Annotated in this window: 29 protein-coding genes; 5 read left to right on the top strand and 24 right to left on the bottom strand. The window is 59.1% G+C overall.

Going from position 1 to position 19,565, the window contains the following annotated elements:
- Window positions 1-211 precede the first annotated feature (211 nt).
- Window positions 212-571 (top strand): hypothetical protein, encoded by a 360-nt coding sequence (locus BM403_RS12415; protein WP_093542969.1) that lies wholly within the window; start codon window positions 212-214, stop codon window positions 569-571.
- A gap of 231 nt (window positions 572-802) precedes the next feature.
- Here BM403_RS12415 and BM403_RS31465 read toward each other — a convergent pair whose 3' ends face one another.
- Window positions 803-1,000 (bottom strand): hypothetical protein, encoded by a 198-nt coding sequence (locus tag BM403_RS31465; RefSeq protein ID WP_139237966.1) that lies wholly within the window; start codon window positions 998-1,000, stop codon window positions 803-805.
- Between the two features lie 81 nt (window positions 1,001-1,081).
- Here BM403_RS31465 and BM403_RS12420 point away from each other — a divergent pair, with 81 nt between their 5' ends.
- From BM403_RS12420 to BM403_RS31470, 4 genes are all read left to right on the top strand, one after another.
- The gene (locus BM403_RS12420; protein ID WP_175538064.1) at window positions 1,082-1,342 is read left to right on the top strand and encodes a hypothetical protein; all 261 of its coding nucleotides are present in this window, start codon (window positions 1,082-1,084) and stop codon (window positions 1,340-1,342) included.
- 1 nt (window position 1,343) lies between these two features.
- Window positions 1,344-1,640 carry a hypothetical protein gene (locus tag BM403_RS32155; RefSeq protein ID WP_093542971.1) on the top strand — a complete coding sequence of 99 codons (297 nt, stop codon included), beginning with the start codon at window positions 1,344-1,346 and terminating at the stop codon, window positions 1,638-1,640.
- A gap of 69 nt (window positions 1,641-1,709) precedes the next feature.
- Entirely contained in the window at window positions 1,710-2,573 is an 864-nt protein-coding gene (locus tag BM403_RS12430) for a hypothetical protein (RefSeq protein ID WP_093542973.1), read from the top strand.
- Window positions 2,574-2,603: 30 nt separating this feature from the next.
- Window positions 2,604-3,296, top strand: coding sequence for a hypothetical protein (locus tag BM403_RS31470; protein ID WP_139237967.1), 693 nt, complete (start codon window positions 2,604-2,606; stop codon window positions 3,294-3,296).
- A gap of 8 nt (window positions 3,297-3,304) precedes the next feature.
- Here BM403_RS31470 and BM403_RS12440 read toward each other — a convergent pair whose 3' ends face one another.
- The 23 genes from BM403_RS12440 to BM403_RS12545 form a co-directional block, all read right to left on the bottom strand.
- Window positions 3,305-4,282, bottom strand: a complete 978-nt coding sequence (locus tag BM403_RS12440) for a hypothetical protein (protein ID WP_093542979.1) — start codon at window positions 4,280-4,282, stop codon at window positions 3,305-3,307.
- Window positions 4,255-4,959 carry a hypothetical protein gene (locus BM403_RS12445; protein WP_093542981.1) on the bottom strand — a complete coding sequence of 235 codons (705 nt, stop codon included), beginning with the start codon at window positions 4,957-4,959 and terminating at the stop codon, window positions 4,255-4,257. Before BM403_RS12445 ends, BM403_RS12440 begins: the two co-directional genes overlap by 28 nt.
- Complete coding sequence (locus BM403_RS12450; RefSeq protein ID WP_093542984.1) at window positions 4,956-5,501, bottom strand: baseplate complex protein; 546 nt, start codon at window positions 5,499-5,501, stop codon at window positions 4,956-4,958. Before BM403_RS12450 ends, BM403_RS12445 begins: the two co-directional genes overlap by 4 nt.
- Window positions 5,498-6,421: a hypothetical protein gene (locus tag BM403_RS12455; RefSeq protein ID WP_093542987.1), complete on the bottom strand. Its 924-nt coding sequence runs from the start codon at window positions 6,419-6,421 to the stop codon at window positions 5,498-5,500. The genes BM403_RS12450 and BM403_RS12455 overlap by 4 nt, the downstream gene beginning before the upstream one ends.
- Window positions 6,418-6,975: a DUF4376 domain-containing protein gene (locus tag BM403_RS12460; RefSeq protein WP_093542990.1), complete on the bottom strand. Its 558-nt coding sequence runs from the start codon at window positions 6,973-6,975 to the stop codon at window positions 6,418-6,420. Before BM403_RS12460 ends, BM403_RS12455 begins: the two co-directional genes overlap by 4 nt.
- Window positions 6,976-6,984: 9 nt before the next feature.
- Window positions 6,985-8,577 (bottom strand): phage tail-collar fiber domain-containing protein, encoded by a 1,593-nt coding sequence (locus BM403_RS12465; RefSeq protein WP_093542993.1) that lies wholly within the window; start codon window positions 8,575-8,577, stop codon window positions 6,985-6,987.
- Between the two features lie 8 nt (window positions 8,578-8,585).
- Window positions 8,586-9,110 (bottom strand): phage tail protein, encoded by a 525-nt coding sequence (locus BM403_RS12470; protein ID WP_093542994.1) that lies wholly within the window; start codon window positions 9,108-9,110, stop codon window positions 8,586-8,588.
- Window positions 9,103-10,278 (bottom strand): baseplate J/gp47 family protein, encoded by a 1,176-nt coding sequence (locus tag BM403_RS12475; RefSeq protein ID WP_093542996.1) that lies wholly within the window; start codon window positions 10,276-10,278, stop codon window positions 9,103-9,105. The genes BM403_RS12470 and BM403_RS12475 overlap by 8 nt, the downstream gene beginning before the upstream one ends.
- The gene (locus BM403_RS12480) at window positions 10,275-10,592 is read right to left on the bottom strand and encodes a DUF2590 family protein (RefSeq protein WP_093542999.1); all 318 of its coding nucleotides are present in this window, start codon (window positions 10,590-10,592) and stop codon (window positions 10,275-10,277) included. Before BM403_RS12480 ends, BM403_RS12475 begins: the two co-directional genes overlap by 4 nt.
- Complete coding sequence (locus BM403_RS12485; RefSeq protein ID WP_093543002.1) at window positions 10,589-12,574, bottom strand: phage tail tape measure protein; 1,986 nt, start codon at window positions 12,572-12,574, stop codon at window positions 10,589-10,591. Before BM403_RS12485 ends, BM403_RS12480 begins: the two co-directional genes overlap by 4 nt.
- A gap of 7 nt (window positions 12,575-12,581) precedes the next feature.
- Window positions 12,582-12,725 carry a DUF6890 family protein gene (locus tag BM403_RS31870; RefSeq protein ID WP_371914017.1) on the bottom strand — a complete coding sequence of 48 codons (144 nt, stop codon included), beginning with the start codon at window positions 12,723-12,725 and terminating at the stop codon, window positions 12,582-12,584.
- A 20-nt stretch (window positions 12,726-12,745) separates the two neighbouring features.
- Complete coding sequence (locus BM403_RS12490) at window positions 12,746-13,039, bottom strand: putative phage tail assembly chaperone (protein WP_093543004.1); 294 nt, start codon at window positions 13,037-13,039, stop codon at window positions 12,746-12,748.
- Between the two features lie 42 nt (window positions 13,040-13,081).
- Window positions 13,082-13,534 carry a lysis system i-spanin subunit Rz gene (locus BM403_RS12495; protein WP_093543006.1) on the bottom strand — a complete coding sequence of 151 codons (453 nt, stop codon included), beginning with the start codon at window positions 13,532-13,534 and terminating at the stop codon, window positions 13,082-13,084.
- Complete coding sequence (locus tag BM403_RS12500; protein ID WP_093543009.1) at window positions 13,534-14,067, bottom strand: lysozyme; 534 nt, start codon at window positions 14,065-14,067, stop codon at window positions 13,534-13,536. Before BM403_RS12500 ends, BM403_RS12495 begins: the two co-directional genes overlap by 1 nt.
- Window positions 14,064-14,360 carry a hypothetical protein gene (locus BM403_RS12505; protein ID WP_093543011.1) on the bottom strand — a complete coding sequence of 99 codons (297 nt, stop codon included), beginning with the start codon at window positions 14,358-14,360 and terminating at the stop codon, window positions 14,064-14,066. Before BM403_RS12505 ends, BM403_RS12500 begins: the two co-directional genes overlap by 4 nt.
- The gene (locus BM403_RS12510; RefSeq protein ID WP_093543015.1) at window positions 14,357-14,569 is read right to left on the bottom strand and encodes a TraR/DksA C4-type zinc finger protein; all 213 of its coding nucleotides are present in this window, start codon (window positions 14,567-14,569) and stop codon (window positions 14,357-14,359) included. Before BM403_RS12510 ends, BM403_RS12505 begins: the two co-directional genes overlap by 4 nt.
- On the bottom strand, window positions 14,569-15,018 hold the full coding sequence (locus BM403_RS12515) for a phage protein (protein ID WP_065909421.1): 450 nt from the start codon (window positions 15,016-15,018) through the stop codon (window positions 14,569-14,571). The genes BM403_RS12510 and BM403_RS12515 overlap by 1 nt, the downstream gene beginning before the upstream one ends.
- 6 nt (window positions 15,019-15,024) lie before the next feature.
- Window positions 15,025-16,140: a DUF2586 domain-containing protein gene (locus BM403_RS12520; RefSeq protein ID WP_093543017.1), complete on the bottom strand. Its 1,116-nt coding sequence runs from the start codon at window positions 16,138-16,140 to the stop codon at window positions 15,025-15,027.
- Window positions 16,141-16,151: 11 nt separating this feature from the next.
- A complete protein-coding gene (locus tag BM403_RS12525) occupies window positions 16,152-16,832 on the bottom strand; it encodes a phage virion morphogenesis protein (RefSeq protein ID WP_093543019.1) in 681 nt (226 codons plus the stop codon).
- Entirely contained in the window at window positions 16,822-17,268 is a 447-nt protein-coding gene (locus tag BM403_RS12530; RefSeq protein ID WP_093543021.1) for a phage tail protein, read from the bottom strand. Before BM403_RS12530 ends, BM403_RS12525 begins: the two co-directional genes overlap by 11 nt.
- On the bottom strand, window positions 17,265-17,726 hold the full coding sequence (locus BM403_RS12535; RefSeq protein ID WP_093543023.1) for a head completion/stabilization protein: 462 nt from the start codon (window positions 17,724-17,726) through the stop codon (window positions 17,265-17,267). The genes BM403_RS12530 and BM403_RS12535 overlap by 4 nt, the downstream gene beginning before the upstream one ends.
- Window positions 17,727-17,823: 97 nt before the next feature.
- Window positions 17,824-18,549 carry a phage terminase small subunit gene (gene gpM / locus BM403_RS12540; protein ID WP_093543026.1) on the bottom strand — a complete coding sequence of 242 codons (726 nt, stop codon included), beginning with the start codon at window positions 18,547-18,549 and terminating at the stop codon, window positions 17,824-17,826.
- Window positions 18,546-19,565, bottom strand: coding sequence for a phage major capsid protein, P2 family (locus BM403_RS12545; protein ID WP_093543028.1), 1,020 nt, complete (start codon window positions 19,563-19,565; stop codon window positions 18,546-18,548). The genes gpM and BM403_RS12545 overlap by 4 nt, the downstream gene beginning before the upstream one ends.

Raw genomic sequence — 19,565 nt, forward strand, 5'->3', positions numbered from 1 at the left:
GGGTTTTTTATTTTTGAGGGAGAAACTGACACAAACATCCAACCCCGCTGTCAGAGCTGAACTCCAGTAAACACGGGGCCTGTAGGGCACTCGCTGACAGATATCCGTGATCTGACAGGGATTTGAGGGTCAACCTAAATAAACATTAATGCGGACGCCTCGAAGCTCACGCTCAGAATGCTGCGCCGCACACTGATCGAAGGAAGCAAGCATGCGTAAGCCAGCGTCCCATGCAGCGGAACCCATCATTGAAATAAAGAAGAACGGTTCGACTTGGGAGGTTCATTGGGATTACCAGGAAGCCCCCGAAAGCTCGGTACTGTTCAAACGGCAGGAATACCTGGGCGGATACATTGACGGTTCCATGGATATGTTGGGCATCCTCCCCGCCAACGTCCTCTGCGCCAGCAGCGTTACTGGCTCGGTTAAAAAGCTGACCGAAGAGCAGGCAACAAAGCTGCGTGACGCGCTGGAAAGTCTGCTGATTCCAGTTGTGAAGCATGAATTCACACGCCTGCAGAAGCTGAATGAACTACCCCACCTTCGCTTGGCCGCCTCCGAATCGGTGTGAAACTCTCTGTAATGGGGCGCATCGGCTACAGCCCACAGTATTCGGGGGCCCCAGAGCAGAAATGCGGTTCGGCCATTGATCAGCGAGGCGCCTTCAAAAGAGCCCATCCGAGAATGAAAACTCGCGAATAACGGTATTTTTCATTTTTTTGCCCAATGGGGCCGGGGACTTCAGCTTTCCGCTATTGAAGTACACCCATCGCACTGTTGTGCAGCCGCGCTGCATTTCTCTTCAAAACTTTGCAATCTGTGAAATTGCCGATCGCCCGCAGAGCCCCACGGCCCGCTTAGGCTGCAGCTTCGTTTGCACTACTTCCGACTTTGCACAAAAAAAGGACACAAACCCCGTCGGCGGGAGGGGGATAAGTGCTTTTTCTTGTTTTTTTTCTTCACCAGCCAGCTTTCGATGAAGCCCTTGCCAATCAAACATTCGCATTTCATCGGGCCGCGATAGGCGGGCGTGCTCCGAACAAGTACTGTTCATCCATACAGCTATTATTAGGAGGCAGCTATGACTGAAGAGAATGATAAAAGATCTCTTGTTCGCACACGGGGAATCGCGTTATGGAACGAACTTTTGCGGGATGAGGCCGCTCTGCTGAGCCATCCGGGTGCACATCATAAAGCTCTGCTCTCCAAGGCACATTCTCTATACCGAGCTCAGGTGATTAGCTGTGACGATCTCAGCGATCTGCTTGAGCAAGCTGATGGCGCTTTGGCCTATGCCGTAGAAGCGCTGATGGACTATCAGATTAGCGGCATGGAGGACTAGCATGCACATGCTTGTTACCCCGATGAGATGCAGAGGTGTTCCTCTTACCCCCTCAGAACGGCGGAGGTATCCAGCGATCAAGGGAAACGTGATGGTGAATTCAGAGAACAATTCTGAGCTCGGGCGGAGTGCCAATGTCGCTAGGCTGAATGTGGGTATGCCTCTTGAACCGGATCCTCTGCCACAGCTACTGGACGCCACGCTTTCGGGGATGGCTGTCACCGGTTTCGTTTTAAGTGGAATTGAATACATAGACGGGTGCGCCTACGCTCAATCCTGGTGGTGTAGATTGGGCTAATTTATATAAATTGCGTAATAGCGAGCAAACTAAAGGTACACTTCAGAAAATCTTAAACTAGGGAAATTTATGGAGCACGTAGAGCGCAGCATCAGTACAGATTACTTTGTCGAGCTCATAGGAGAAGAGCTTTTAAGCTTCATTGAGAAAAAAGCTCCTACTAAGGTTTGGTCGCGAATTTTAAAAGCAATGGATCACGCAGAAAAAGCCAGACTACTGGATAATATCGATAACGAAATGGGGGCAATCCGGCTCATTGCGGCAGAAGAAGAACTCGTAGTCGCAATATTTGAGTGGCTAAAACTTAACGAGAGCAAGATGCCAGAACATCGAGATCTTGTTCGATCTTATAAAAACCACCAAGCCAAATTAATGTTCTATCCAGTATTAAGCTTAATGTATCACACAGTAAGCCCAATGATTCAAGGAGGATTAGCACTTGAGGGGCTAGAGCATTACCAAATGAAGGTAACTGCAAAAATAAGTAGCGACACAGTTATTTTCCATATATGCGACCTCGATGGGAAGGAGATGCTGCCACTAAATCCCCTATCGATTTTTCTCAGTCTGGACGACAAGTCCAATGAAGAGGTAATTGACTCTCTATACCAACAATTAGTGAGTCAGGTTGAGCACACTCATAATTTCAGCCTTAAAGTGTTCGTCACTCAGAGGGCTGATTATAGAAACCAACTATTATATGCAAATGATGGAGGGTTTATCACCGGAATCGAAACGGTATCCCATATATTAGAGGAGGGATTCAATTCAACCTTTAAAGAGCTGCTTTGGACTATAGCCATTCTCTTAGGAAATGATCCGATTTCTCCAAAATTTGGATTAATCTCCCAATTTATATCTGTTTACAGGCGCGTACTGTTAGAAACAAAAGTGATAAGGCATCGTGAAGAGGCTTCTTCATCAGCAGTCTAATCCAACATTATAGTTTCAGAGATTGCACATATGACATTAGTAAACATATTAAATGAAATTGCGAGTGCCGTAGACGCTGCTTTTTCAAAAGAAGTGATGATTGCATTAATAGCAGCCTGGATGGGCGCTAGAGCAACAAGAAAAGCCACAAATGAAGCACATTGGAACGCTATAAAAAAATCAGACCATGACGAAGCCAGAATAACAAAAAATACACTACTTCTGTTGAGCGTTGAGATCTCTACTGCATGGGATCTCTATCAGGAAGAATACGCCAAAGACTTATTCGAAGTAGCTGCATCAGAGCCTTATCTCTGTAACTTTCCAATAGGAAATAACCCTTTCCCGATATACGACTCCGTTCCGGCTTGCCTAGCGAATATCAATCCAGATACGTCTGCAAAACTTGTACGCTTGTACATGCGCATGAAAGGTATGGTGAGCATGATAGAGCTCAACAACAAGAATTATCACGATATCTGCAAGGCGACGCAAGATGCCATGAAAATAATCATCAGCAAAGCAGACGACAAAAAAATAGAAATTAGCGAAGCTGGCTCTGAAAAACTATCTGAATATTACGACACATATCAGTATCAGGAGTCCAAAAAACTAAACATGGGTGACACCGCAGACGGAATGAAAGCGCTAACGAGTGAAATTGAATTATTGGTGAACGATATAAAGTTAGACATTGCCCAGTACATCAGACAAAACCATTAAGACCAACACTAAAGAGTAATTACCTTGACCTCTGCGGACAATAATAGTGCCTTTGCCGCTTTCTCATTGAATGCGGCTGCGTCAACTGGGCTTGGGGCGGCCCCTGAAACGTGAGTATGAACGGCCAACTGAGCATTCAGTTGCTGGAGCAAGTCGAGCACATCGCACACCACCTTAAACAGATTAACGTTTTCTGATCCGATCCAGCTCCTTGGAGCGACCATGAGTTGGCTGTCTGCCGACAAGCTTTTTCGCATCCCCTGAATCCTTTCCTCCATATCTCCACCCACCGTGGCGTTATGCTTCTGCCCCACCACCAGGTTCAAGTCCCGCCCGGTTGCCTGGTGCAGGTCGTCCACCGCCGCTAGGCTCGCGGATCCGCCCGACAGCAACTTGAGCGCACCCAAAGCCTCGATCGTCTTGATCCCGCCCACCGACTCGGTTGAATGATCGTCCACCGTCCTGGTGTGGCTCTGAAAGCTCTCGGTGTTCTGCATCGCCTCCACTTCGCGCTCGATCGCCTTGTCCTGGATCTTGCCGTCCGTTTGGCGCAGCCAGTTACCGTCCGCGTCGACGCGCTGCTGACACGCTTCGCTGTGCTGCCACACCTGGTCACCCTTCGGCACCCGGGGCAGGCTCAGGCCGTGGGGCAGGATCTGGGTGATGAAGGGTTTGTGCGGCAAGCCATACGCAAAGCTGATCACCACCGTGGTGCCCTCCTCCGGAAAGCCGAACATACCCGCCTCTTGCCCACCCATCGGCGCCGGCAACGGCAGCCCGGTGAGTATCGGCAGCGCGGGATCTGGCTCGCCATCGGGCAGTAATACTTCCACATCAACGCCGAAGCGCGGTCGGAAGTCATCGCACAGACCAGGCGCCGCCGGCGCATCGGGCACGGCCACCACTCGGCCAAAGCGTGGCAGGTGGTAACCGCCGGTGAGTTCAGGGAATTGCCGCTCTACGCTGCGACGGATTGCGTCGTCCATTTGATCGCCATTTGGTTGCCGGCAAGGGTCACGCTGGTGATCCTCTCGCCCTGGTTGATAGTTGCACCTGGGCGCAGTCCGGGAAGGGCCGCGATCATTGCGCTTTGGTTACCCTGATAGCCGTCGAACAGCTCCACCGGCAGCTGCAGCGGCGCACGCACGCCAAAGAAGCTGTCGGCCCAACTGCCTACGAACACTTCTCCGTCGCCCTGCTGCTGCCAGATAAAGTCGGGGATGTTGAACACGCTGGCCAGGCTGTCCATGGCCAGGTATCCGGCGGCCAGGCTGTAGAAAAACGGCGCCTTGACCTTGGCGTATGCCTTGTCCGGCACACGGAAACGCAGGCCGGTCTTATCGCTGACCTCGGCCAGCACGCCCTGCAGGTCGACGTGACGCAGGTTCAGCGGCATAGGCTGCGATAGGATCGCCGCCAATTCCCGACAGATCAGGATCTGCTGCACGCTGTTGATCGCCGTCGAGCGTTCAACAAAGCCAATGAAGTGGCGATGCAGCGGGCTGTCGTTGTAACCGACATCGAGCATCACCAGGCCTTTGACAGGGGCGCCGGCCTGGATGGTGAACGTCGCACGGCCCGGGCTTTTGATCTCCAGACGTACTTCATCTTTGATCAGCGGGTAAGGCGTGCCGCCGATCGTCAATACCTTGTGCAGTTTCATGGTGTCGGGGCCAGCCAGTCATCGACCTTTTTCAAGGTCCGCTCAAAACCGCTCAGTTCCTCGGGATTGCCGGTGCCGTCGCCACCTCCAGCGCCGCCGCCGACAGCCGAACCCGGGCCGGACTGCGACGTAACCTTGTTGCCGGCACGGCGGTTCTCCACCCGCTCTGGGTTGGACAGCTTCTCCGACAGGGTGAACTGCACCAGCCAGGCGTTCAGCGAGTCATCTTCCCGGGCGCTCACACCGTCGGAGAACTGCACCTCACGGATACCGAATGCGGCAGCGGTGTCGTTGACGATGCGGTACATCTTGAGTTGCCCACCGCCGGCAGTGGCCTCGGCCAAGCGCATGAGGTTGCGCAGCTGCACCTGGTCAACGAACGGGATCATCAGCGAGACCGCTAGGGTTTTGGGTTTGAACCCTTTGTGCGCGGTCTGGCTGTTGCTGGTCTGCCCGGACAAATCATCGCTTTCGATGCGCAGGTTGGCCGTGATTTTCAGGCGTTTGCCTAGGATCTGTTGGCCGTCGAGTAATAGCGTCATAGGCCGACCAACTCCCGAACAAAGCTCAAACCGTCCAGCGAGCCGACCAGCAGCACGCCCGCGCACAGCACCCATTCATGACCAGGTGCATCCCCCAGCAGCAGGGCGCGGCGCAGTTCGTTGTTGTCGCCGGGGCCCAGGATCCGCGCCCGCATGCTGTGATCGGCGTTGCCGTCGGCCAGTAGGGCTTTCAGGTCGTTCAGTTGCTTATCGCGGTCCTGCTGCTGGGCAGCCTTGCGCCCGGCCAGCGCCGCCAGGTCACTCATGGGCGAGCTATCAGCCGCGTAGCTCTCCAGGACAGCGATCTGGCCGGCCATGGATTGCTTGGCCGCTTTCACCACCGTGCAGCGCTCCAGGGGCAGCGCAGACCAACGTGGCAAAGGCCCGGCGCTGGGGATCTCCCACTTTTCAGCCTCAAGGCGCGACAGGTTGCGGGCACGGCGTTCAGCGCGCACCAGGTCGGGAATCGGCAGCAACGCATTAAAGCGCGCCAGGGTCTCGGCGAACTGGTCCAGGCGTGTGCCCAAGAACATCAGCGACAACGCATATTGAGGGCCAGCGGGCCGGCCGTTGTCGCTGGCATCGACCAGTTTGGCGGCCAACTGCTGCAGCAAGTTGGGGGCTGACAGAAATCGCTGATGGCCACGGCCCTGCCCCACCCCGCTTTGAAATGGGGTCACCGCCAGGCACGCCGGCGCCTCGCCCATCTGCCCTTCCAGTGCCATACGGCCGGCCTCGATCGCGCCCTTCGCCGCATCACCCACCGGCCCCGGGTTGGTGCTGGCCATGCCATCCAGTCCGGCCAGGCGCTGGCTGGTGTTGGCCAACTCGCTGCCAGCCAGTTCCTGTGCCGCTGCCAAGTCGACCATCCATCGGGTCGACTGTTCTGGCCAACGCATTGTCACCGGTGCCCAGGTCATAGCTGCCCGCTCGCCCAGGTGACGGCTTCAATGGCTGCCAGATCGCCAGCGGCCAGGGCCTGATCCAACAGCTCCTTGAGATCATGACTCCGCTGCAGCAGCTGGAGCTTGAAGGCGGTGAAATCATTCCCCACCTCACGCAACTGGGCAGCGGTATGCAGACGGTACGCTTTCACGCCAAGGACATCACGGCACGCATAGGGACTGTCAATCGCTGCCTGGATGATGCCGGACAGGTTCAACTGATCTTCGACCTGGCTGTTATAGAGGAACACCTCACCCAACGCCGTCGACGTGAAGCCCGATGTGATCGCCAGTTCACACGCCTGGTTGATCTCAGCGTATTTCTGTTGGTAAACAATCTCGGGGCTCATCTGGTAGCCGATCAAGAACGGCAGCCCGTCAGGGCCATGGCTTCTCACGGTGCCCGGTGCCGGCGCGGCGATCACGGACATGTACAAGGCTTCTGAAATGATCACTGCGTCAGCGGGCATGCCCGCGTCGTTAATGCCTTTCAGGTAAGTGCAACCGGTGGTTTGGCTGTAATAGCGCATGTCTCTTCCTTAGTGCCCGATGGCAAGCCAATAGAAACCATGGGGGGCACCAACGCCGCCGACATAGTTTTGAATGCGGCAGTTAAACGTCGTGGCAGCGATGCTGATGATCTGTGGCCCCGAATCGATCTCGCCACTTGCTGTGGGGTTACTGGCCTGCGGTACGACAGAACGGCAGGCGGTGGGGAACGCCAACGGAAAGCTGGTTGCCACGTTGATGTCGAAGTTCACGGCCGAGGTGAATCCCCACTGGATGATTAATCCACTGAGCCAGGACGGAAAAGCGATGTAGCCATTTGGGGTCAGGCTCACTGCGAAGCCCCAACGCAACTTTTTCGCTGTGATGTAGGCCGTATCGTCGACCCCTTCGTTGGTCTGGACTTGGGTCGCGACCCTTGCGCCACCCACGACGCCCTCGGAGGCTTGAGTGGCCGCGACTGTCAGCGTCACATCAGCAGAGCCATCGAGCGTCACGTTGCCCGTCATCGCGCCGCCAACCGTGATTTTGCGAGCGACAGCCCACTTTGCGGCCTTCCCTACGATCGTGGAGCCTGAAACGATATTGGCGATCGCAGTCCAGATCACCGACGCCGACGCCTTTACCGCCTTGGTGGTGGCCAGGATCTCGCTGCTGTTCGTATCTGAATCGTCGCTGATAGCATTGGGGATGTTGCTCAGCTTTACGTCGTCCTTGGTGGTCGCCCGGGCACGCAGTTGCTCGTAATCCCCTGTACGCCACGCGAATTGCTGCACCAGGGGACCGTTGATCGCTTCCACTGGACGCCGATCGGTAACGCCGGCAGCGGCCAGATCCGCGATCGCCACACAGTAATGTTTCACGCCCAGGGCGTCGGTGTAGTCCGACTTTTCCGCGCCGAAAACCACCGTCCAACTGACCGCCATGTCGTTCAGCTCACGCTGTAGCACGACATCCAACCAGGCCTTGGCCGGCAACGCCGGCGGCACAACCGGCAGCGCCGCCGATTGCACCAGGCGGATCCCTTCGATGTACGCCGTGCCAGGCTTGAGCTGGTACGTGCTACCGACCTTTTCCAACTGCAGCGAACTGCCGAAGAAACAGGCCCGCCCGTAGACATCACGATTGCTCAGGCGCTCGCGCTCATCGATGCCGGCCAGGCGCACAGTGAAGTCGTGCTGCCAGGTGCTGGCATCAATGGTGATACCCGTCAGGGCCAGGGCGCCGTCGAAAGCCACCAGGAAGTTACGGGTCAGGTTGTTGCCGATCTGTAGCGGCGGGATGTTGCGGCGTTTCTGCTGGATCGGCACATAGGCCACCGCGAACAGCACGCCCTCGACGGTCTCCAGGCCGATCCAGTTGAAATCCCAGTCACCTACATCGGAGCCGATCTGCGCGCTGTACACCACCTGGTTGGGGTTCACGTAGCCGGCATGCTCAGTGGGGATCTCGTGCACATTGACGATCTGGCCCGCCGGCGGCTTCGGCGCCGTACGGTCCACAGGCGTGTTGGGATTCAACCCGGGCACGTTGGCAAAAATGAATCGACTGACTTTCAGCCCCGCATTGGCGGCTTGTTTCTGGGCGATCAGGCTTTCACCTGCAAGGGTAATACTGGCTCCCATGAGGGCTCCTAAAGGCGGGCGACCAGCGTTTGCTGATCGTCGTGGAAGTGAACAAGGGCGATCTGCACCGGCACCGGTGTAATGGTGGAAAAGTCATAGCGCCGGCAGGTGCGGCCGTATTGCTGGATCAGTACTCGCAATAGCTCGGGGTTCTGCGACAGCTGGGAGTCGGAGAAACGCAGCAGCACCACGTCCCAATCCCGATCGGGCTGACGCTCCTCGATCTCGACATAACCCACGCCAAGACGCTCCAGGATGCGTTTCATGCCGGCAGTGCTGCCGGCGTCAACCGCGTTGATAAAGGCGTGCTTAACCCGCAACCGATATAAGCCCTCGGGTTCACCCTTGAAGCGGGTGATATCGCGCTGCCAGGCCAACAGGTCCAGCACCGTGATGTGGCAGGTGTCGGCATCCATCTGCAGCAGCGGCCAGCGCAGCCAGCCCTCGACCTTTTCCCACCAGGACTGGGCGGCAGCCTTGAGCTTGGCCAGCTCGGTGCCGTCCAGCCAGAACGGCAGATCGATCTTAATCATGCAGCTGTACCTCCAAGCTCTGGATCCGCGGGATGTTCAGCTCGCTGATGATGTCGGCAGTGCCAAAGCGCAGTGACTCGATGCCGGCGAACTGCTGGTGAAGCTCTTCCCCCAGGCGGCTGAATGAAAACCGTGACTGGGGATAAGTCAGCGTCGGCTGGTAGTCGGTGGCGGTGCTGTCGCGGAACGCCGCACGGACGAACAGCGCGGCGTTGTCTTTTAGGGTTTCACGCTGCTCGGCGGTGAGCGTGGAGCGCGGCCAGATCTCCAGCTGCAGCGCGTGCTGGGTCTCCGGCATGACCATCACCAAAAGATCATCGCCATGACCATGGTTGCCCAGGTCGCGGATATGCGCGTTGATTTGCTCCAGGTACGTCGCCGCCGGTACGTCTGCTTCGAATAAAACATAGGCATTGGCACTGCCGGGGCCACGTGGTGCGCCGTGCTCGAAATACACACCATCGGGGCGCACGCCCGGGAAGGCCGAGATCATGGCGCGATACACCGCGTCGGTGTGCCACTGGTTGACCGCCGAGAACTGGTTACGGGTACGCAGGCGCAGCTCGTCGTTGGGCTCTGGATCTGCACCTGGTGTGGTCAACCAACCGTCGCTGTTCACCACCTGGGCAATGCCCGGTACCGGAACCGGCAAGATCGCGTAATAACCCGGTGCCAGGTTGAAACCGGCGCCGGTGTCGACTGCCTCGACGGGGATCTGCAGTTGCATCAGCCCGTCAGCGAAGATGCCCGCCGCCGTGGTCACCACCTGGTAGATATGGCCGTTGATGGATGCGGACTGCACGAACGTACCGGCAGGCACTTCCAAGGCGCCGCCGGCGGCCTCCCGGGTGAACAACAACAAGCCCTTGGCCTTGGTCGCGCCCTTGCGTTCAACGTTGACGGCCCAGGCCAGCATGTCGAGCCAGGCGTCTACGGCAGTCTTGACGAAAAAGTTAGGTAGCACCGTGACCACGAAAAAATCGAGGATCCACAGCACCGGCTTGGTCACCAGCGCACGCACCACGCGCCAGAACGGCGAATAGGCGCTAGTGTTACTCAGCTTGCTGCCCTGGGCGGTCACTTCCTTTTCCCACGCCTGCAGCAGCCCGGCTTCGGTGGTCGGGATACCGGCGTCGGCCAGCGCCTGCTTGAAATCTACGTCACTCACAAAACCACCTCGATGTTGCCGAATTTCATAGTTGTCGCCGTGACTAGGTACTGGCCTGGCTGCACTTGGGTGATCTGCGCCGTGCCCGGCACCAGGCGCTCATCGGCCTCCACCAGCAGCTCCAATTGCTGGATGCAGTCGCGTTGCTTGAGCCGATCGCGCTCAGCCACCAGGGTGACCAGCAGGCCGCTGTCGCGGATCATGTGGGCGATGTCCTGGGCGATGCTGGCCCGGTCGTCGATCAGCAGCGGCTGACGCGACGGGTCCAGCACCAGGTCGTTGCCGGCAATCAACAGATCGATGTACTCGCTCATCCGCCCACCGACATAGCGACCATGTTTTCCATCTCCAGGGACGTCATAGGCTTGCTGTTGTGGATCTCGACTTTCTCCACGTGCATGCCTTTGTTCTGGCTGCTGTTGTTGTTCTGGATGCTGGTCAGCAGCCCGCCCTGAGGCACGGCGTTAGGGCGCGCCGGCGACAGGCTTGGAATAGCCGCGTTGATGGTCTGCTGGGCGCGCTGGGCCGCTGCAGCGCTATCCATGGTGTTCACGCCGATATCGGTACCGGGCACCTCAGGCATGGCGCCAAAGCGGGTTTCAATGTCGACGCCAGGGATCTTGTTCAGCATCTCGATCAGGCTGTTGATCGCCGTGTGAAAGATCGCCACGATCCCGTCCCATGCGGCCTTGGCCATCCCGGACCAACCGCCCATTGAGGCGAACCACTCCGACAGCGCGGTGAGCTGGTCACTGACCCACTTGAACGCCTCGCTGTTCATCAGCGCGGCCGTCCACTCGTCCCAGTACACGACTGCAGCAATCACAGCCGCGACCAGGGCCAGGACGCCGATCACGATCCACACGACCGGGTTGGCCAGCAACGCGGCGTTGACCAGCCAGATCGCGCCCTGCCACATGAGCATGGCTCCGCGAATCAGGGTTAGAACCGCAGTCAGGCCATACACCACCGTGATGTAGGTCAGCATCACCAGCTTCTGTATCAGGAACACGGCGGTGGTCCGCAGGCTGATCATCTGGACCACTTTCCAGACGGTCACCATGGCCAGCCAGGCCATACGGCCGGCGCCGACTGCGAAGGTCAGCAAGGACATGACAGCGATCAGGGCTAGGATCGTCAGCGTGACAATGCCGATCACTCGGGTGATGTTGGGGAACATCTGCGTCCAGCGAGTCATGGTGCCGGCAATGCCCGACAGCTTGGCCATCAGGGGTGTCAGGATCGGGATCAGCGCCTGGCCGAAGGCAATGCGCAGCGCCTCGACTGCAGCACCAAACTGCTGCCACGGATCGACCATGGCCATGGCCATGTTCTGCGCATCCTCCAGGCCGCGTACCCTGCCCAGCTTGTCCATGCCGCTGCGCAGGCGATCGGTGTCCTTTGCCAGGGAGCTGATCACCTGGGCGCCTTCCCCACCAAACACCTCCATCAACTTGGCGCTGGCCGACGCACTGGTCAGATCGCCCAATTTGCCCTGCAGCTTGTCCATGATCTGCAGCATGGGCAGTGCTTTGCCGTTGGAGTCGGTGAACTTCATCCCCATTTTTTCGGACGCAGCGCCCAGGTTCTCGAAAAACGCCTTGTAGCGCCCGCCGGCGTCGCCGCCCTCCATGGTGCTGCTCAGCGAGCCGATCACCGCGAACTGTTCGGCGATATCGACGCCGGCAGCGGTCGCGATCGAGCCCACTTCCTTGAAAGCATCCTTGAGCTGGGCGCCGTCGGTGCGGAACAGCTGCACCGCCAGAGCGGTTTGCCCGCCGAGCTTTTCAACCCATTCGCCCTTGCCCATGGCGTCGGCCTGGCCCTTGAACAGGTTGTACATGGTGCCCACGTAGGCGCCCATGGTCTCGGCGTCCGACTTGGTGGCCTTGGCCAACAGGTTGCTGGTATTGGTGAAGGTCGCCAGTTGGCTGCCCGTCAGGCCCTTAATTGCGCCCTCGATGCTGTATGCCGACGCCACAAAATCCCGGGCGTTCTCGCCATAGTTCACCGAGAACTCCAAGGCCTTTTGATTCAAAGCACTCAGCGCATCTTCGGCCACGCCCAGGGATTTAACCTCGCCCAGGGCGCGGTTCATCTCCAGCGCGGGCTGCAGTGATTCGTTGATGCCGACAAAAGCGCCCGTCACACCGGCCAGGCCCATGCCCATGGTCTTGATGTTCTTTTCGCTTTGCTCGGTCAGCTCGGAAAAGCCCATCTTCACCTTGCCCAGGGGCGCGGTGACCTTGTCGGTCAGGGCCAGGATGAAGTCCAGGCGGGCGCTACGATCGGCCATGTGGTTCCTATCCGTTCAACGCATGGGCTATACCGTTTGCCACGGCGAACGCCATGCGTTTCCAGTGTTCGTCTTCCAGCCACTTGGCCATGCCCATGTTTTCAATGCTGGGCTCGGCACCGGGTAGCCATCGGGTGGTCAGGGCCAACAACTGGCCCAGGCCGTCTTCGGTCAGGCGGTCAGCGTGCTCAAGGGCTTTTTTACGATGATCTCGACGTCAGGTGCGTACTCTTCGAGGAGCGCACCGGCGATTTGCATGGTCATCACCGGGTTGGCCAAGATCTCGCGCAAGCCGGCCTTTTCAGCGGGCAACACGGTGCTGCTCAGCAGGTTGAAGGACGGCGCGACCTTGTTATTGGCGGTCATGGCGTTGAAGTACTTGGTCACGTCCTGGGGCGTCAGGGTGAAGGTGAACTCCTTGTCGCCGACTTCCAGGGTGATGTCGCGGGCTTGGATCTGGCTCATGTTTGTGTCCGTTTCGATGGTTGGTTTAAGGGGTGTTTCGGGTCAGCGCAGGCAGACCTGGTGCACGTAGTCCTGCAGACCCAGGATCATTTGCTTGCTGCGGGCAAGCTGATCTCTGAGGGTGAAATAATCCGGTCGAGCGTCTGCTGCGAGTTCGGCGGTGACTGCATCAGCCACGCCGCCGGCGCGGGCTTTTTCGGTGCTGGCGGCGCTGCAGGTGGCGTTGACGCGCAGCCGCTGACGGCCACCGTCAACAGCACGGCGCAGCTCAAGGTTTGAAGCGCGTTCATGGTCCAGCTCCAGGGTTCGTTTAAGGTCGATGGCGTCACGGTCGGCCAGCATTTCGCCGCTGATGCGCGCCGCCTCGCGCAGGCCTGTCACTTCGAACAGGGCGTTGTCGCGCTCACGGCGGGCGGTGTCGCGCTGCCCTTGCAAGAGGTCAAAGGCGACAAATGCGACCAGGCACAGCACCAGGGGAAACAGAAGCTCGCGCATCACAACCCCGCTTCGCACAAGGCGACTTCGGCCAGCCGACGCGCATGCAACCCAGGGATAAACACCTTCTTGCCCTGGGCGGTGGTGATAAATGCCCAGACCGGGGTTTTGCCGTCGGGGGCCCAGGCCAGCGCTTTGCAGCCGTCCTTGATACGGCCGGCATTGATCAGACCTACCGCCCGACTGGCGCAGGTGCTGGCGGTGCCAAAGTTGTGGCCATGACTGCTCAATGCGTCGAAGGTGTTCTGGCCGATCTGCTGATTGGTGATGCAGTCGGCGAGCTGCAGTTGCCCTTTGCGGATCACCAGCTGCTCCACCTCGTCACAGCGAGCGTCCGACCAGAAGTCACCAACAACCACCGGATACGGGCTGGTGTGTCGGGTGATCCCTTTACACACGGTCGGCAGGCCCTGGGCCAATTTGTCGGCATAGACGGTGTTTTGGCCGTTGCCTTCCCAGGTGCCCAGGAACACGACCAGTGCGGAGCTGCAGAGCGTGATGCCACCGGCGGCGAGCTTGCCGCGCAGGCTCATGGGAATAGCACCCGAAGCAATGCCGGCCCGACCATCTGCGCAACCACGCCCAGCACGGTCAGCACCGCCAGCATACGGGTGACCTTGGTACCGATATCGGACACGGTGGCAGTCAGCTCGCGCTGGCCATCGTTCAGATCCGAGAGCTGCACAGCCATGTGTTCGAACTCACCTTCCAACCGCGTGACGCGGGTCGGCACGGTTTCGTGACGTTCTTCCAGGTCGCTGACGCGGTGTTCAAGCACAGCGAAGCGGCTTTCCAGGGTGCCTTTGGGCTTGGCGCGTGCGGTCATCGGCGCTGTCCTTGCTCAGTAAGGGATTGGCACGGCACGCAGCGGATGATTCCGCCCAGGGCCTGGCGCTTTTCCGGGATCGGCTTATCGCAGTCTTTGCAGTGGGTCAGGCTTGGCCCGCTCGGCCGGGCTGCAGCAAGTGCGGCCGCGATCGCAGCGTCACGCTGACGTTGTTCCAGGGCCTGGGCACGATCGAACGGGCAAACCATTAGCGCAGGCCCTCGATCTCTGCAGCAGCCAGGTACGGCACGCCGTTGACGCGGATAAAGTCCGGGCTGGTGACGTCAAAAGGCACCTTGTGCTTGGACTTCTCGCCGCCCTTGGGGTCAACACTCAGCAGGCTGGACACCTTCAACTTGCAGCCGAAGGCCTCAATGCGCAGCTCTTCATCGCCGGCCTTGGCGAAGAACACCGAGTCGAAGGGCTCCAACTGGCGAAAGCTGCCAGCAGTGCGTGCGGCCTCGATCAGCAGATTGAAGTTGCTGGTGTCGAATTCAAATTCACCGCTGCACGACACATCGCCGTCGACGTGCCCGTTAGGCACACCCCGGGATTGCGCCACGGCAGTGTTATCGGTGATATCCAAGGTGCAGCTTTCAACGTGGATCTGCAGATCGCCCAGGTTGATGTCGAAGTTTTTACCGCCAATACGGGACATAGGGGATTACTCCGAATCGTCGTTGGAAAGGTCCAGGGCGATGTTCGCCGTGAGGTCTTTCGGGCAATTGAGGGGCTTGATCTTGATGTACACCTCAACCTTGGTTTTGGTGTGCCAGACCAGTTGGATGTCGCCGTCCTTGGGGGACTCGATCTCGCCCGGGAACACCTGGCCGGCGAAAGTCGTGGACTTGGCCATCACGCGCAGCGGCTTCATAAAGGCGCTGATAGCGGCCGCCATGCTGTTGGCCGTGTTGTTCAGGCGCCGATCGGCAACGCGCAGGATCAGCAACGGACGCACCTGGCGAGCAGCCTTGTCGGCCAACCGCAGGTACTCAACCACCTGGAAGTCGCTCGCCGGCGCATCGAGCATGTTGCCGTCGCCCCAGAACACGCCCGGATAGTCGGGGTACGTTTGCGAAACCGAGAAACGCGCCTTGTCGAGTTCCGATCGGACCGCCGATGGCAGGGGCAGGCCGTCTTTGTCTTTGGGAACGCTGCCCAGGGCCAATACCGCGCCGCTGGCCACGCGCATGGGGCTGTCAGCAATGCTGACGGCGGCGTTGGCCAGACGCCCAGCCAGGACGCCCAGGTCATTGCCGTGCAACTGGGGCACGACCAGGACACGCGGTGCCGCCAGGTCTTTGGTGATCGCCTTTTGCTGGGCCAGGTATTCCGACCAGGTCTGTTCTGCAGTGATGCCGGCGGTGCTGGCCATCACGAACACACGACGGCCGTAGGTGTTGCTGACGGCGATCGCGGCGTCATGCATGGCCGAGAGTTCAGCAGCAGCGGTCACCGGTTTGGTGATCACTACGGCTTCCACAGAAAAGCCCTGCTGCTGGGCCTTTTCCAGTGCGACAAGCCAGTCACCATCGGCAGCAATCGGAGCCGCTAGGCACGCCCAGCGGTCGCCACCATTAGCCTTGGCCGCCGCGACTTGGGTTTTCAGGTCGCTGATGGGCTGGCCCAGGACCGCTTCCAGGTCACTGTCGGTGTTCAGAGCGATCAGGCTACCGACGCTCTTAGCGCCGGGACCAATGAACAGGAAATAGCGCTCGATCTCAGTCACGGCACCCTGGCCGAGGTTGAGATTGTTAACGCTGACTTTGCCAAGTGCCATGCAGTGCCTCGTTATTTGGGGGAGTTGAGGATTTGTGCCAGCACCTGGTTAACCAGCAGGCTGGTATCCCGGTCGGTACTGACGCCCAGGAACTGGCGTTTTGGCAGGGTGATTTCCCAGCTTTGCGCGCCGTTGCCCTCGGCCTTTTCGTCGGACAGGATGCGTATCAGCAGGCCCGCCTTGGCGTAGTTCACGTGTTCTTGAATCCATGCCACGGATGGCCGGGACAGGCTCTTCTTGCCCTTCTGGCGCACCTTGAAGCCCAGGCGGCGCAGACGTTTTGCCTGTTTGTCAGTCGCGGCCAAGCCCTCGGGCACCTTGTTCCAGCGGCGCATCTGCGCGGCAGTACGGCGCTCGGTCGCGCCGTGGTGTTGCTGCGCGGCGACCCAGCCGGTCAGGCCGTTACGCCATCCCAGGGTTGCGGCGTCCGCGCTCACGCTGGTGACCTGGAGCAACTTGCCCAGGCCGGCTTCCATCTTCTTTTTGCCCTTGCCGTCGCCCTTTCGCGCTTCGAAGGCTGAGCCGTCCAGGTTGCGCTGCTCGCGGATCCGCTTACGGCTCATGGTCCGCACGCGCTTGGTGACGTTGTTGAGCAAGCGCCGGCGCAACTGCGGGGGCAGGCTCAACAGGGCCAGTTGTTCGCGAACGCCCAGGTGGCCCCGCACGTCCAGCTCGAAAGTGCTACGCGCCACCGCCGCGCACCTCCCCGTGTTCAGCAATCCACAGGTCGAAGTCGACCAGGCCCCACGTTTTGCCGAAGGCCTCGACCTTGCCGTTGGGGTCTTCTGCCAGGTGCTGTGCCTCGACAAACTCCAGGGTCAGTTCCAGATCTGCTTCGTCCGGGGTGATCTGGTCGACGGCGAACGTCGGCGCCGGCAGGTCGTCGTCCCGATCGGGATCGTTGGTTTCCAGCCAGCCGCCCAGGAGCGCCATCAACAAGGCCGGGTTGCCGGCAAATCGCTCGATCACGACTACGGCGCGATAACGCATATCGCCCATGTGCAGGCCCTGGGTGGTGTCTTTCCAGATCAGGTCCAGGTTGACCTGCTCGGCCCAGCTGTCGATCTGCTCGGGCAGCACCAGGTCGAGGCCGATCAGGTAGGTGGTCAGGGCGCGGAGCTTGTTCATAGCAACGCCGCCGTGATGCGGCCACGGCCCTGCAGCGAGCGCACGGCCTGTTGGCTGAACGCCAGGAAGGTTTCCGGGCGATCGGGCAATTCCTTGCCCAGGTTCTCGGCGCTCTCACGGCGGACGATGGTCACAAACTGGGGTAGCAGGCTCGCTTTGGCTCTGCAGTAAACGGCGCGCTTGTACGTCGCTGATTGAAAGGTGCGTTCCGGCAGAATCCTGGTGTCTGCAGACTCAACGCTTGACACTCCAAGGCCCTGCCATCGCGCTTTTAACTCCGCCAGGTCGCGATTGACCTCGGTCATCGCCGTGGTCAACTCAGCGGTCAGCAGTTCCACCAGGTATTCCGCCGGCAGGCGATAGCCCTTCTGAAACTCGGCCACATCGAGGTTCGGCCAGAAGCCGTCGTTCTCGATCGCCAGTTCCACAAGCGTGGTGGGTTTACCTGAAAAGCTCATGCTGACCGCTCAAATAGGGCGGGGAGCCTGTTTTCAGTGGGACGGTCCATAAATGGGCGGCTCACTTCCACAGGTCCCCGCTGGGGGGGGTAGTCGGTTATTCGGAAGCCGGGTTAGCGGCCGCTTGTTTTGCCAGGGCCTTGCGGACCTTATCGATACGGGTGTTGTTGCCGGCTTGGGCGTACAGTTCGGTCGAGCGCTCCAAGTGTTTGAGCGCGGTTTCCCACTGCTCGGCTTCCATGGCGCGCATACCAATCAACTTGTGGTACTTGCTCGGGATTTGCTCCGTCAGATCCCATTCGCCATCAACACGCGGCAACAGATCGGACAGATACGGCTCAGGGCTTCGCCGGGCGTTGTACTCGGCGTAGGCCCACTCACACACGGCGTCAGCCACAAACGTCTGGATATCCCGGCGTTTGAAGCGCTCCGGCATTTGCTGGCCTTGATCCATCAGGAAGTCGGCCAGCTCCAGGGCGTCATCGAACTGGGCCGTGTCGAACAGCCAAACCATGACCTGCACCGCAACTCGGTTCGGGAAGTTCAGCCCCGATTCGCAATAACGCTGAACGTATTCCTGGTACTTGGGCAGCAGCTCTTCGCGCTTAAGCGACTGTTTGCTGGCCAAGTTCTTAAGGTCACTGAGGCGCGCCAGGTCTTGGTCCAATGCCGCTTCCTGCAGCAGCAAATGCTTGCGCGCATTCGCGGGGCTGCTCAGAGCCTCCGCCGGCGAGTAAGGCAAAGCTGCGGAGACGGCAGCCGCCACAACGGCGGCGCCCCCCAGCGCGATGGTGCGGCGCTTATGCGCTAGGGCCAGACTCACGCGACCAGCTCCACGTTTTCGGTCATGGCGAACTTTTCCAGCTGCTCGATCACATAACCTTCATTGCGGCTGTTGAAGTCCTCGACGCGGGAGCGCTTCGGATTGTCGATGGTCTGCTTACGCCAGCTGGAGTCCTGGAAGTAGATCGACAGGTTGTCCCAACTGGTGACGACCACACCGTTGACCGGGAAGAACGGCACGCTAAAGCTCGGCAAGCCGCCATAGGTAGCGATTACCTGGGCTTCTTCGATGCGCTCTTTTTCGGTCGGGGTGTCGCCCTGCTTTGAATACAGCTTGGCCTTGTCAGCGGCCAGAAGGTCGGTGCCGATGATCGCGATCAGGTCGCCCGCATCACGCAGGCGCTCGTCCACCAGTTGCTTGGTGTCGTGCACCAAGGCATCGAGGTTGGCATAGTCGCCGCCGGCGCCGAGGGTGACTTTACCGGCGACCTTGCCTTCCTTGAGTACCTGGGCCGGGATCTGCTCGCGGGCCTGTTGCAGCCAGCCTTTGTTGACGTCCTGGAGCATTGGGTACTGGGCAATGTCAGTCTGCACGGCGGCGTGGGTACCGTGGAAACCGACCATGATGCGGTCAAGCGCGATCTGTTTCTGCACAGCTGCGGAGTAGCGCTGATGGAAGTCCGGGAACTTGGCCCAGGCATCGATCTTGGCGTACGGCAGGCCAACATCGGACTCGGTGGAAGACAGCTCATAGGTGGACTGATCCAACGATGATGCGTCTTTGGCTTCGCGATCGGTGGTCTTGGTGTTAGTGCGGCCAGTGACCGGGCCCGACACGCCAATGAAGACCTTCTGACCTTTGATCTCGGTCACCGGAATGACGTTGATACGCCCCAGGAAGTCCGACTTGGCCGTGATGGCGTCGTTCAGTTCCTGGGCAATGGTAGGGTCGACGCTGAACATCTTGGTAGCCAGGTCGACGCCATAGCTTTCCGCGATGGCGACCTGCAGCTCTGCGAACATTTGGGCGCCAAAGGCGCTCAGGGAGTAGGCCAT

The organism is Pseudomonas sp. OV546 (genome assembly GCF_900116845.1).
Classification (GTDB): domain Bacteria; phylum Pseudomonadota; class Gammaproteobacteria; order Pseudomonadales; family Pseudomonadaceae; genus Aquipseudomonas; species Aquipseudomonas petroselini.